At 48.1% G+C, this 12,866-nt stretch carries 16 protein-coding genes; 6 read left to right on the top strand and 10 right to left on the bottom strand.

What is annotated here, in order from left to right:
- Window positions 1–64: 64 nt before the first annotated feature.
- The 6 genes from V5J35_RS18870 to V5J35_RS18845 form a co-directional block, all read right to left on the bottom strand.
- Window positions 65–883: a MetQ/NlpA family ABC transporter substrate-binding protein gene (locus V5J35_RS18870; RefSeq protein ID WP_354008635.1), complete on the bottom strand. Its 819-nt coding sequence runs from the start codon at window positions 881–883 to the stop codon at window positions 65–67.
- A gap of 48 nt (window positions 884–931) precedes the next feature.
- A complete protein-coding gene (locus tag V5J35_RS18865; RefSeq protein ID WP_354008634.1) occupies window positions 932–1,588 on the bottom strand; it encodes a methionine ABC transporter permease in 657 nt (218 codons plus the stop codon).
- A complete protein-coding gene (locus tag V5J35_RS18860) occupies window positions 1,578–2,609 on the bottom strand; it encodes a methionine ABC transporter ATP-binding protein (protein ID WP_354008633.1) in 1,032 nt (343 codons plus the stop codon). Before V5J35_RS18860 ends, V5J35_RS18865 begins: the two co-directional genes overlap by 11 nt.
- A gap of 297 nt (window positions 2,610–2,906) precedes the next feature.
- Entirely contained in the window at window positions 2,907–3,626 is a 720-nt protein-coding gene (locus V5J35_RS18855; protein WP_354008632.1) for a sulfite exporter TauE/SafE family protein, read from the bottom strand.
- A 128-nt stretch (window positions 3,627–3,754) separates the two neighbouring features.
- A complete protein-coding gene (locus V5J35_RS18850) occupies window positions 3,755–4,336 on the bottom strand; it encodes a thymidine kinase (protein ID WP_354008631.1) in 582 nt (193 codons plus the stop codon).
- Between the two features lie 83 nt (window positions 4,337–4,419).
- The gene (locus tag V5J35_RS18845) at window positions 4,420–5,370 is read right to left on the bottom strand and encodes a hypothetical protein (protein WP_354008630.1); all 951 of its coding nucleotides are present in this window, start codon (window positions 5,368–5,370) and stop codon (window positions 4,420–4,422) included.
- 201 nt (window positions 5,371–5,571) lie between these two features.
- Here V5J35_RS18845 and V5J35_RS18840 point away from each other — a divergent pair, with 201 nt between their 5' ends.
- The gene (locus V5J35_RS18840) at window positions 5,572–6,960 is read left to right on the top strand and encodes a protein kinase domain-containing protein (protein WP_354008629.1); all 1,389 of its coding nucleotides are present in this window, start codon (window positions 5,572–5,574) and stop codon (window positions 6,958–6,960) included.
- A 79-nt stretch (window positions 6,961–7,039) separates the two neighbouring features.
- Window positions 7,040–7,903 (top strand): CvfB family protein, encoded by an 864-nt coding sequence (locus V5J35_RS18835; protein ID WP_354008628.1) that lies wholly within the window; start codon window positions 7,040–7,042, stop codon window positions 7,901–7,903.
- A 7-nt stretch (window positions 7,904–7,910) separates the two neighbouring features.
- Here the strand turns inward: V5J35_RS18835 and idi are convergent, their stop codons facing one another.
- Entirely contained in the window at window positions 7,911–8,612 is a 702-nt protein-coding gene (gene idi, locus V5J35_RS18830) for an isopentenyl-diphosphate delta-isomerase (protein WP_354008627.1), read from the bottom strand.
- Window positions 8,613–8,911: 299 nt separating this feature from the next.
- On the opposite strand from idi, the gene hpaR reads away from it, so the two are divergent.
- Complete coding sequence (hpaR, locus tag V5J35_RS18825) at window positions 8,912–9,334, top strand: homoprotocatechuate degradation operon regulator HpaR (RefSeq protein ID WP_354008626.1); 423 nt, start codon at window positions 8,912–8,914, stop codon at window positions 9,332–9,334.
- A gap of 23 nt (window positions 9,335–9,357) precedes the next feature.
- Here hpaR and V5J35_RS18820 read toward each other — a convergent pair whose 3' ends face one another.
- The gene (locus V5J35_RS18820; protein ID WP_354008625.1) at window positions 9,358–9,684 is read right to left on the bottom strand and encodes a DOPA 4,5-dioxygenase family protein; all 327 of its coding nucleotides are present in this window, start codon (window positions 9,682–9,684) and stop codon (window positions 9,358–9,360) included.
- Window positions 9,685–9,882: 198 nt separating this feature from the next.
- On the opposite strand from V5J35_RS18820, the gene V5J35_RS18815 reads away from it, so the two are divergent.
- Complete coding sequence (locus V5J35_RS18815) at window positions 9,883–10,350, top strand: NanQ anomerase/TabA/YiaL family protein (protein ID WP_354008624.1); 468 nt, start codon at window positions 9,883–9,885, stop codon at window positions 10,348–10,350.
- Between the two features lie 235 nt (window positions 10,351–10,585).
- Here V5J35_RS18815 and V5J35_RS18810 read toward each other — a convergent pair.
- Window positions 10,586–11,289, bottom strand: a protein-coding gene (locus tag V5J35_RS18810) for an IS1 family transposase (RefSeq protein WP_354007591.1) whose coding sequence is annotated in 2 segments (ribosomal slippage) — window positions 10,586–11,046 and window positions 11,046–11,289 — 705 coding nt in all. Because the reading frame shifts where the segments join, the coding sequence is not laid out codon by codon here.
- Between the two features lie 298 nt (window positions 11,290–11,587).
- Here V5J35_RS18810 and V5J35_RS18805 point away from each other — a divergent pair.
- Entirely contained in the window at window positions 11,588–11,989 is a 402-nt protein-coding gene (locus V5J35_RS18805; protein WP_354008623.1) for a hypothetical protein, read from the top strand.
- 201 nt (window positions 11,990–12,190) lie between these two features.
- Here the strand turns inward: V5J35_RS18805 and V5J35_RS18800 are convergent, their stop codons facing one another.
- Entirely contained in the window at window positions 12,191–12,382 is a 192-nt protein-coding gene (locus V5J35_RS18800) for a hypothetical protein (protein WP_354008622.1), read from the bottom strand.
- A gap of 189 nt (window positions 12,383–12,571) precedes the next feature.
- Between V5J35_RS18800 and V5J35_RS18795 the strand changes: the two genes are divergently transcribed.
- Window positions 12,572–12,817, top strand: a complete 246-nt coding sequence (locus tag V5J35_RS18795) for a hypothetical protein (RefSeq protein WP_354008621.1) — start codon at window positions 12,572–12,574, stop codon at window positions 12,815–12,817.
- Window positions 12,818–12,866: the final 49 nt, after the last annotated feature.

The following is a 12,866-nucleotide window of genomic DNA, read 5'->3' as shown; positions in this document are numbered from 1 at the left end:
GCAAAAGCCCCTGTCTGCTTAGCACAGACAGGGGCTTTTAAATGCAATGGTCAGAAGTCAGTGTTTACTTCCAGCCAGCCACTGCGCCACCCTGGAACAGCTCCTCAGCTTTCGCTTCTACAGCTTCCGACTGGTAAGCCTTCACCAACTTGGCAATGCGCTCATCATCTTTATTGTCTCCACGACTTACAATGATGTTCACATAAGGAGAATCCTTACCTTCCACCAGCAACGCGTCACGGGTTGGCAGCAGACCTGCAGCCACAGAGTATGTGGAATTGATGAATGCCAGGTCAACGTCGTCCATTGAACGTGGCAACTGGGCAGCGTCCAGCTCAATGAAGCGCAGGTTTTTCGGGTTCTCAATAATATCTGCCGGTGTCGCCTCCAGATTATTCACATCTCTCAGCTTAATCAGCCCTTCGTTGTGCAAAAGAATCAGGGTGCGACCTTCGTTGCTCGGGTCATTTGGAATAGACACCCGGGCTCCGTCCTGCAACTCGCTGATATCACTGATCTTATTGGAGTAAGCACCAATAGGATAAACAAAGGTATTGCCTACCACAGCCAGATCAAAACCACGGTCGTTTACCATGCTATCCAGATAAGGGCGATGCTGGAAAGCATTGGCATCAATAGAACCGTCTGCCAGCGCCATGTTTGGAGAGATGTAGTCAGAAAACTCAACCAGCTGAACTTTTACACCATAATCCGCTTCAGCCTTCGCAGCAGCCACTTTCATAACATCCGCCTCAGGACCTGCCATCACGCCCACTTTCAGGGCGCCGTCTGCAGAGTCGCTGCCACCACAACCGGTCAGCATGGCGCTGGCGGCAATCACAACAGTACCGGCCAAAGCTTTTAATTTATTGATAGCCTTCATTTTTACTCCTCCAAATGAGTGCTTTTATAGTTAATGACTTTTGTTTAATTAATGACTTCTGTCGAAATGCGTCTGCAGCCTGTCACCTGCAGACTGAACCAGCTGCACCAGCACGATCAGCACGACAACCGTCGCCAGCATAATCACACCATCAAAGCGCTGATAACCATAACGGATACCCAGGTCTCCCAGGCCTCCACCACCAATAGCCCCCGCCATGGCGGAATACCCGACCAGCGTCACCAGAGTGATGGTCATGCCATTAATCAACCCCGGACGAGCCTCTGGCAGCAGCACGCGGGTAATAATCTGCAGAGGGGTTGCCCCCATCGCCTGAGCGGCTTCAATCAGCCCACCCGGTACCTCATTGATGGCACCTTCAGCAATTCTTGCTACAAAAGGAATTGCAGCCAGTGTCAGCGGCACAATAGCAGCAGTGGTTCCGATGGATGTTCCTACCAGCATTCTGGTCAGCGGGATAATGGCGACCATCAGAATAATAAACGGCACAGAACGTGTAGCGTTCACCACAGCGCCCAGTACCATATTCACCACAGGACTTGCCATAAAACGTCCTGGCTTGGTGATGTACAGCAGCACACCCAGTGGAATACCAAACACAAAACTCATCAAACCGGACAGTCCGGTCATGTAGATGGTTTCCCACAGTGAGCGAGCCAGTAATGCCCAGGAATCAGCCGACATAACCAACCACCTCTACTTGTACATTTTCATTCAGGAAGTCCAGTGAAGCCTCTACAGATGGCTCATCACCAATCACTTCCACCATCAGAAAGCCCATTGCCTTATCATGCACGGTTTCAATATCCGCCTGCAGAATCACAAAATCGGTATCAAACTTTCTTGCCGCCTGAGTAATCAACGGCTCAACGACTCTCTGCCCAACAAAGGTGATTCGAATAACCGGATTGGCACCCGGTGTTTTTTCCTGCTGGAAACGACTTTCTACTTCTGCTGCCGGCTTCTCATGAATGGCGCTGCGGACAAACTCACGGGCCAGTTCGGTTTGCGGATTCAGGAAAAACTGTTCGACACCGTTTTCTTCAATCAGACGACCATGGCTCAAAATCGCCACTCGGTCACAGATACTCTTCACCACATCCATTTCGTGGGTAATGATCAGTACGGTAATTTTCAGCTGACGGTTAATGTCTTTCAGCAGCGCCAGAATAGAGGCGGTCGTTTGTGGGTCAAGCGCTGAAGTTGCTTCATCACACAACAACACTTTAGGCTTACTGGCCAGCGCACGGGCAATAGCAACACGCTGTTTCTGTCCCCCTGACAACTGAGACGGGTAACTGTCTCGTTTATCTGACAATCCTGTCAGTTCCAGCAACGGTAGAACGGCTTCTTCAATCGTCTGACGACTGGCACCCGCCAGTTCCAGGGGCAGTGCAATATTGTCAAACACGGTGCGACTGGACAGCAGGTTAAAGTGCTGGAAGATCATACCAATATTACGACGGGCGTCACGCAACTGCTTATCGTTGAGCTGCATCAGATCCTGCCCATCGACCACCACCTGACCCGATGTAGGCCGTTCCAGCAGGTTAACACAGCGTATCAGCGTACTTTTACCGGCACCACTGGAGCCGATCACGCCATAAATGGAGCCTTCAGGCACCGATAGGTTAATGCCATCCACGGCTTTAACCTCTTTATTGCCAGCCTTGAAGACTTTGTTAAGGTTTTTCAGTTCTATCATTGTCACTCCTGCCTTTACCAAGCTCAGGCTCTTGTTCAGCACTGCTTCGGCAGATCATTCATAGTGAGGCTTGGCTGGAGCTGCCAGTCATCAGCAGCCCCCCGATTGAGGGCAGGATGTCCTTCCGGACAAAAAAAAACCACTCTGTGCTAAACAGAGTGGTTTTTCATGAAATCTTTCGATAAACCCTTCTTTTAGCAGTATTTTTATTGCGCCCGCAAGCCAAGACAAATCAGCGCATTGCGCAAATTATGCAATTTCAGGGAAAGATGTCAACTGCAAATCAGGAATCCACCGTCAGATAGCCGAGACAATTGCGCCAATACCCGCAACAGAGCACAACATCAGTAACGCCTTACGAATCATAGCCTGATCTACGTAAGGTACCAGTTTTCTGGCCACCAGGTTGCCCGCCAGTACACAGGGAACAAACATCAAACCGTATTTCAGCTGCAACCAGCCAAACTGACCACTCCAGGCGAGAATCGACAATGAAATAACCGCACTGACTACAAAGTAAGCAGACAAGTTGGCACGAATACGCTCACCACTCTGGTTCTGCATGACCAGCGCCATGGGAGGGCCTCCGATCGAAGAAGCCGTTCCCATAATGCCCGACAGAAGCCCGGCAGAAAACAGGGTTTTGCCATTCGTCTGAACCTTGTAGGGGCTGAGACTTGCCAGCACCGCAAACAGCACTGAGCCGCCCATAAACAGTCCCATGGTGCGGTGAGAAGCCATTGTTAACAGCATGGCCCCCAGCAACGATCCGGGAATACGCCCCATTAAGGCAGACTTAAGATCATTTAACTTCACGGCATGAAGATTCTGTTTCGCCGTAAGGCCACCCACCAGCATCGCCATCAGAATAATGGAACCAGGCACTAGTTCAGGTGTAACCAGATAAAGGACAGGAGCGGCAACAATAGCCAGACCAAAACCGATGGTTCCCTGAACCAGGGCTCCAAAGAAAATCGCAACAAAAACCGTTATGAGTTCAAATACCGTAAAATCCATTTAACCCAATGCTATCGATAGGAAAATGATTATTTTATACCCTTACCAGTCAGGAATCTGCTACGGATTGTCCGATAAAGAGTGCGATAAGCAGTGTGGTAAACAGGGCATTAAATCAGGCCGATTTATTACTGCCCCAACATCTCTTTATAGTGTTTCCTGCACACAGACAGATAAGTATCGTTCCCCCCAATCTGAACCTGAGAGCCGGAACTTACCGGACGACCATCGCCGTCCAGGCGCAGCTGCATAATGGCCTTTTTTTCACACTTTTTGCAGATACTCTTGATCTCACACAGCTCATCTGCAACGGCCAGCAACACCTTGCTGCCAGGAAAAGCTTCTCCAAATGCATCGGTACGCAAACCAAAACATAACACTGGAATACCCAGCTGATCGACCACAGCAGACAGTTCCCAGACCTGCTGTTCACTGAGAAACTGCGCTTCGTCAATCATCACACAGGTTAAACGAGATTCGTCGTGTTCCGTGCGAATCTGCTGCAGAAGGTTCTCATTGCCTGAAATGGCCACAGCCTCTTTCTGCAAACCGATGCGAGAGGTTATTTTACCCACCCCAAAACGATCGTCGATCATAGGCGTCAGCAGAAGTACGCGCTTACCCGCCGATTCATAATTATGAGCAGCCTGCAGAAGATAAGTGCTTTTACCGGAATCCATGGAGGAATAATAGAAATACAGCGAAGCCATTTGATCACCATCAGAAAGATGGCGTGATCATAACCTGAGTGGTAGCCGGAATCAGTCCGTGAATATGCGGTTAGAATGTCAGCTTATCGCTGATAGCAGTCATTTATCTCAAGGTCAGAAAACAGTGCAGATCTCAGTGCAGCCGGTGCAGCAAAGGAAGAACCAATCAGTAACCGCCAGTATTTTTCAGGCCACTGCTTTTCTGACCATTGCTTTTCCTCATCCTTCTGTCCGTAACCTACACTGGACAAACGTTCCCTGCGGATATCCACACACTGGTCACCATTAATGTCATACCCAAGAATATTGCCTTCAGCATCATCTACCCGTCTCAGTTCATAGGCTGCCTGTGCATGCACATCCACAAAAGGATTGTCGGCTATATAATGCCGTAGCTCGTATTCACTGGCGCCAACGGTCACAACACCATCAGCAAAAGAGAAAGTGTTCACCATCCCCCGTCCGCCATTGCCAGAAATGGTGTAAACCGCAACCCCATGGTCGACAATTTTTTCCAGCCAGCGAATAATTTCATACGTGTCAGCCCATACCGGATCTTTGCGCCCCATTGCGTAAATCATCTTTTTGTATTCATCAACGTTTTCACGCTGCAATGGCTTATCGAACGAACTGATCAGGGTGGACGATTCCCAGGACAGCACCAGCGCATCCAGCGGTTGAATCTGGAGCCGGGCATAAATTTTCTGCAGATTGCGCCGGATTTCACTCATTGGCGCGCGATCATCCTGAATCGGATAGGTAATAAACGTGATGCGCGGGTGCGTGGCGATCATCCGGACAATGTCACCATGATAGAAAGGCTCTTTCACCTGATCATTGTCGATATCGACCATACCGTACAGCCAACTGTGACGGCTGCGGTCTTCATCCGAGCCAAAACCATCCAGCCGGGGGTAGAAACGATCCAGTATCGCAACTTTGTAAACTCTCTGATCCAACGCCTGTAATGGCTGAGCCAGCAGGGTTATCAGGGGGTTAACCGTCAACAGCAGCAGAAAGATGGCCAGACGCACACTTGCCTCCACAACCTGACACAAGCCTGAATAAAGCCATCGGCTAACAGGCAGGGTTCTTCATGCATCATCGAAAATAAACGATCGGGCTGCAACTTATGCTTGCCAGTGAAGTCTTATGCTATGTAACGACCTAAAAAAACCTATAGTAAACAGAAAGTCTTTACTCATTATGAATGAACAGAATAAAAGGAGACAGAGATGAAGTTACTGAAGTATTTGCGCCATCACATTCTATTATCACTGGCACTTTTGATCTGTTCATTACACGCTCAGGCTCAAAAAAACTGGGAAGACATATTCACCGTTTACATGCTTGACCCTGGCGGTCAGTTCATACAGGAACTGGATACCCAGATTCAGCAAATGGTTCCAATGTCCAACCTGAACCTCAAATCACCCCGCACACCGCTTATGGGTCATATAGAGCTTACGTTTGCCGGAGCCATCACTGATGATGTGGATTTCTACACCATTTCACGCCCGTTACAAGGCAATGAACAGGTGGATATGGACTCCAGCGAAATGTACCAGCTGGTTGTTTTTAAAAAAGAAAACATTATTGCCAATGGAAAAACCAAGAGTCAGTACCACTTCTCTAAAGCAGGGCGACGCTGGTTCACACAGCCTTATAGCACCAGTCTTTATCAGGACCAGAAGTATCAGACCCTGATTCTGTCGCAAGGCGTTTTGAATATGCTGCAGATTGATAGCACCTGGCCTACGGTCAGTAATGGCAATCCTCACCAGTTCATGGAGATCATCGGTGGCGTTGCCCGCCAGGCCGATTTCATCAAACTGCTGAAAGGTCAACCTAACATTATTCGCTTTCATGAAAAGAGTGAGGACATTCTGATAGCCATCCCTCTGCTGGAGCTTTATGACACTAATCTCAAGGACTACCTTTTTTCCCAGCCCTATATTTCTCTGACGGAGATGCTCAGACATATGGCGCTATTAGCAAGGGCCATGGAATTTATGCATGCCCGTAGCGTCGCCCATGGGGATATCGCCCTTAAAAGCCTGCTGGTACGCTTCCAACCAGAAATGCATATAGCGTTTGCGAACTTTGAACGTTCCAGTAAGGTTGACGCGGTTTCTGGTAGTCACGCCCTGGGAAGAAAAAAATTCACCTTCAGCAATAATCTGCACCATGCGCCTGAAATTCGTTTCCCGGCAGGCTATCCCAAAGAGTGGCGATACACCTCAGCCACTTTAAAAGGTGATATCTGGTCATTCGGTTTTATGCTGGCAGTTGTTCTTAACTTGTACCCACAAACAGTAGAGCTGGTTGAAAAACTACAGGTAAACAAGCCTTTCTATCACTATTACACAAATCAGGCCAATGGGTTTATCTACAACACGGAAGGGCTGAAGCTGAGCCTTACTGCCTCTCCGCTTCAGCAATATTTTAACAACGTTGAACTCACTCAAAAAGATCCGACAGGCTTAATACCTGCAATCCACGAACAGGGGTACAAGCAGCTGATCGAACTCATCAACAGTGCAACACAATTCGATCCGGAACGTCGACCTTCTGCCAGTCATATTGCTGAGACTCTGGAATCCATTCTGAAGCAGCTTCAGTAGCAACTTCAGTAGCAATATCCATTTGCTCACCCACTGTTCAGGTTTATACTCTGCGCCATTTTTACTCAGGACTGCTTTTATGACTGAACAGTTTGTTAAGATTGGACGCCGGAACCGCCTGAAAGTGGTTGATAAAGTCGGGTTCGGGGTGTTTCTGGACGGTAAGCAGTTCGACGAAATCCTGCTGCCCAAACGATTTGTGCCGGAAGACTGCTCGGTGGGTGATGAAATCGATGTCTTTGTCTATCTGGACTCTGATGACTGCCTGATCGCTACGACTGAAACCCCGTTCGCACAAATCGGCGAATTTGCCAGCCTGACCGTCAAACAGGTTAACCCCGTGGGTGCATTTCTCGACTGGAACCTGGGCAAAGACCTGTTATGCCCTTATCCGGAGCAGAAAAGCCGGATGGAAGCCGGTAAATCCTATGTGGTCTACCTGTACCAGGATGACCAGACCCGTCGCATTGTCGCTTCCAGCAAGATCAACCGTTTTCTTAGCCAGCAGAAACCTGCCTACAAGAACGGTCAGTCTGTCTCTCTGCTGATCAGTGACCGGACAGACCTGGGGTTTATGGCCATTATCAATAATCGCCATCAGGGATTGATTTTTGATAATGACGTGCAGGAATCCGGTAAAACCCTCCAGATTGGCAACCGTCTGGATGGTTTCATTAAACGGGTCAGAGATGACGGTAAAATCGATTTAAGCCTGAAGAAACCGGGTTTTGACAAAGGTGCAATGTCTGATCTGGGTCAGGCTATTCTCGACAAACTGGACGCCAGCAACGGTTTTCTGCCCGTCAATGACAAAACCGATCCGGCGATCATTCGTAAGCAGTTTGGAGCCAGCAAGCGCACCTTTAAAATGGCGCTGGGTGGTTTATACAAGCAGCGCCTGATCATCATTGAAGACAAAGGCATTCGCAAGACGGAAGCTTAACTCCAGATCAAGCCCTGATAATACGCCTGTCAGCCAGGTGTTTCAGGGCTTTCTGATCTCCGGTGTGAGGCCACCAGCCTGGCAACAGCTGTTCAGCAATAACCCTGAACCAGGGAGCGATCAGAACCTCTTTATCCTTCAGCAGGTCTGACAGCTCACCACGGGACACCCACTGGACGGACGCCACCTCATTCGGATTCAGAGCCAGTGTGACGGTGGCTCTGGCAATAAGGATATGGTCCATTTCCTCTTCCACCCAGCCATTGCCCGATTCTGCCCGGTAATGCAGGCGGGTCATGGCGGTAAAATCACCTTCTGCCAGTTCACCGGTAATACCCAGCTCCTGAGCCAGTTTGCGAATCGCTGCACGCTTAACCCCGGCACTGTCAGCAGCCTCCAGCTCATCTTCGGTATAAAGAGGGTGAGAACAACAGGTATTGGCCCAGTAGTCAGGAAAGGTTATCTTTTCTGCCGAACGCTTCTGAATCAGCAGCTTTCCCTCTGTATTGAACAACAACACACTGAACGCCCTGTGCAACACGCCAGCCCCCGCATGAGCGTGATATTTAGACACACTGCCTGTCACTTCATCATCCGCAGTCACGCCGATCAGGGCTTCTCCCATCAGGTCAGCCTGTTGCTGATCATCAGAGTGGCTGTCGAGATAGGTTTTCAGAGAATTTTCCTGATCAGGAAAAGATACAGGCATAGAGAAGCAGCTCCTTTAATTCGAAAGATAAGCTTATAAAAAATAGTCGGTTTCTGGCGATAACAACACAGCTTTTGCCATAGGGCAAACAACCGCCACAGTGGCTCAGTCAGCCCGGGAGGTTGCAGAGAATACCTGAATGACTGACCGCTTTCCAAACGCCTCAGCCCGCTTCTCTTCGGACCATTAACAAAAAACAGTCAACATGTCGTAAAAAAAGATCATTTTTTAATCAAAGACTTGATTATCCTCTCTAACATGAACACAATCGTCCCCCTCCAAATAAAGCAGTATTACCCATGCGTAAATACGAGACCTCTTTACCCCTGAAATTACTGAAAGCTCGTGAAGCTGCGATGAGTTTTTTCCGCCCGATGCTTCAGGAACACTCCATCACTGAGCAACAGTGGCGGGTTTTGCGGGTACTGAATGATCATGAGGAAATGGAAACCAAGCAGCTGGCTGAAACCTGCTGCATTCTCAGCCCCAGCCTGACAGGTATTATCCAGCGTCTGGAGCAGCAGGAATACGTACAACGTCGCAAGTCTCCCGACGATCATCGCCGTACCCTGATCAGCGTTACTGAAAAAGCTCGCAGCCTGCTGGAAGAAATGGCACCGGAAGTGGACGCCAGCTACAACAAGCTGACCAGTAGCCTGTCAAAAGAAAAAATGGACATTTTGAACGAACTGCTTACAGACGTCAGCCAGATTAAGCCCTGATCAGGGGCTTAATCAGACGACATTTAAAGCTTATCCAGATTCAGTGTTTCCTGTTCCCCCAACCAGAACACATAATCGATATGATCTTTCAAGTCATCTCCGGTCAGTCCATGAACCATCACTGTCAGTCTGTTCCGGTTTATCAGCAGCCAGGGAATCAGCTCTCCAAACAGGTTAGCCCTGAAAGCAAGCTGGCAGCTTCCACGCGGGTGCGGTCCAACAGGCTGTATATGCAAGCGTCCCACCCTCAGGTCAAAACGTTCTCCTGCTGCGTGACACAATGATTCAGCGGCAACGGACTCTTCAGGATCAAAATAAATATGGGCATGGTAGCCCTTGATGAATTCCATAACGCTTCCTTCCCCCGTTAAAGTTTACTGTATTGCCACAGGTCAATTTTTTTTCTGGCCAACGCCATTATGTTAAAAGAACTGCGCACTCTTATCACTGAGTTCCACTAAGCAAAAAACCTGTCGTATAAAAATGATGACCAGACAGGCTCAGAACAATGTCGGATTCCTTTTTAATAACGCAATAATGAGAATGATATGATCACCGGTAATCTGAAAGATATAGACGACATCCACCAGTTTAACCCCATCATCAAAATGGCGATGAAAGACATTATTGCCAGAATGGATGACGCCCTGACCGCCTGCAAACGTTACGAAGTGATGGGGGAAGACCTGTACTGGTACTCAGATACCCACGAAGGCTGTGACTGCGAAGAAACGACGCCGGAATTCCATGACCAGTATGTCGATATTGAAGTTGTCCTGAAAGGCCGTGAAGTGATTGGCTATTCCGAAAGCAATCAATACGACAGTGTGGCTGATGACCATATCCTGGATCAGGATGTCGCCTATGTTGAAGGTATTAAGGATGAAAAATACCTGTCTCTGGGCGAAGGCGATTTCGCCATTTTCTATCCGGGAGATATTCACCGTCCCTGCTACCGCAAGGACGACAAAAAGATTCAGAAAGCCGTGATCAAAATCAACAAGGCAATATTGTAACCGTTTCTGTTGAACACTGCCGCCTGATACAGACGGCAGTGCTTCACTGATACTATTCCTTAAGCGTGTACTGTTTTGGATTATTCCGCAGTTTCGGATTCGTAACTGCTGGAACCGGTATGAGCAGAAATTAGAGCTGTCAGTGGCGGTTGTGTCCATCCTGGCTATTTGACCAAACAACTGTGCTTTTAAAACTCTGAACTTGAGCACAGCTCACCTTTGTTTGGGTCACGCATCAAACACGTTGATACCACGTTCGTGAGATGAACTCCCCGATAACCTTATCATGCAGTTCGTCTGATCGAGAGAAACAGATCGTTCTACGTGTTAACCGCTTCAGCCGAGTGCGAAGCGTTAGGTTTGTTCTCTCGATGCTCTGGGTCAGCTTCTTACTGATAACATGGCTATCTTCCGGCAGTTCTGATCCGTAGGGCTTCCAGTCATCTGTGCAGTAAAATTTGAACTTGTAAGGTTTGACCAGCTTTATCAGTTTCTTCAAGGTCTTTTTCGTTCTTCGACCAAAAACATGAGCGATCACCCTCTGGTAGCGAGGTTCCCACGCATAGAATAGCCAACGCTGATTCTTTTTATTGCCGACATAAGACCATTGCTCATCCATCTGGCAGATGAGCACCAGCTCTTCATTGTCGAAGGGGAGTGATGTCACCTGTCGCGGGACGAGTTTTTTAAGTGGCTGATGACCGTCGTTGGACTGATGCCCAGAACGCGTCCCGTATCTCTGACACCGGAACCATTCATGGCCATATCCACTATGCGCTCGTGAGCACCGGGCTTGTTGGCGTTGTAGACAAATTCAAGCTGGAAGCTTTGCCTGCAATTTCGACACAGATAGCGCTGTATGCCTGAGGGCGCTTTACCATTTTTCACGACACCATCTGTGGTATCACAGTGAGCACAAACGACTTTAATAATTGCCATAGGAAAATCGGCAGGATAACAGCAAGTATTGGTCGTTAGATATACGAGATCAACGCATTTGATTCATGACCTTTGTTTGGATATTTCGTTGCCCATGGCTTCAGGATGTAGCTGCGGTTTTGTCAGCTCTGTTTGAACACAAGAGGTTTTGGCTAGTGATCTGAACAGAAAGATTGCGGGTTGGCTGTTGGCAACTCCTTTTATAATAATCCGGGCTTGATACCAGGGCAAGTGAAGCTTAAGCTCCTCGGCTAGTGGTCTGATTTTTCCACGTATGACAACGTTAAAAGAGGTATCTATGAAAACAAATATGAAAGCTTTTATTTCAGGTTTTATCTCCACGCTTGTTTTTCATCAAGGGATCATCGGGCTGCTCTTCTTAGCTAAAGTTATTCCATTCGCTCCATATGATATGACGCCTAATTCTTTTGGCGTTCCTGGTATTATCTCCCTTGCATTCTTTGGGGGGCTTTGGGGAATGCTTATTTGGCACCTTGTAAAAAAGGATCAAGGAGCAAAGCATTGGGCAAAGGCTACAATCTTCGGTGCTATTGGACCAACAGTTGTAGCATTCCTTGTTGTCTTTCCCCTTAAAGGGATTACAGTAAAAGCAGCTATGATACCAATTGGACTTATCCTTAATGGTGCCTGGGGCTTCGGAAATAGCTTCTTCATGAAATTAATGAAAGAAAATAATTAAAACTACCCCTTTAAACCATGACTCATTTGAAAACGCATATTTTTCTGATTGGTAGACTCCGACAGCCCCGGAGGCTGCATTTCATTATAAGCTACGGCAGTAACCACAATATAAGAAGTAGCCAGAATGATGTTCAAAACGCCTGATTATTGTCAGGTCCTATGTCCTGTTTGAGGTTCATCACCCAGCAACAAGAATAGATCACTCAGCAGCAAGAACAAACCATTCAGCCTCAGGAGCTTCGACCTGCCCTTGTAGCTGAATGGTTTGCTCTTGCTGCTGGGTGATGAACCTTAAAAGCTTCTCTGGCAGATCTGGTTGCAGTTCGTCGTGTGCTGAAAAAGCCATACATGGAAGATAGACGATTGACCGAAGTTTTTCATTATTCAGCACTCATTGAGGAGCTACTTAGTTTTCGATAGCTGACAGCAAAAGCCGAAAACAAAGTTAGAACAAGGTAAGAGCTATATCAAAAACTCAACCGGCGTCCTTGCGGACTCCCACCTTATATCTCCCCACTCAAAGTTGGGAGGCTTACGACGAAGAGGCTAAACGATCGTTGCTAAGTGGATGGCGCAATTTGTGGAGAACACTTATCAGGTGACATTTAACTATGATAACGAGGCAGGTCGTTTCAGGCGAATAGAGGTTCCCGGTTATGCTACGTTGGAGGCGATTCAGGAGTCGGCTTCCTCGACCGCAGGTGGCACAGAGGCTTCGGCCAATGAAAACCCAGTGGCTGTGACAGCTGAGGAATTATTGCCGGTTCATAATATGTATCAACCCGCTGCAGCCGCCAGAATGGGTTTTAGCGGGGGCAGCCACTAATTGAATAGCCCTCCGGAAAGAAACTGGAATATTTCGATCGGATTGTCCT

The sequence above is a fragment of the Endozoicomonas sp. NE40 genome, from assembly GCF_040549045.1.
In the GTDB taxonomy this organism is placed as follows: Bacteria; Pseudomonadota; Gammaproteobacteria; order Pseudomonadales; family Endozoicomonadaceae; genus Endozoicomonas_A; species Endozoicomonas_A lisbonensis.
This window is presented reverse-complemented; position numbering and strand designations above follow the sequence as displayed.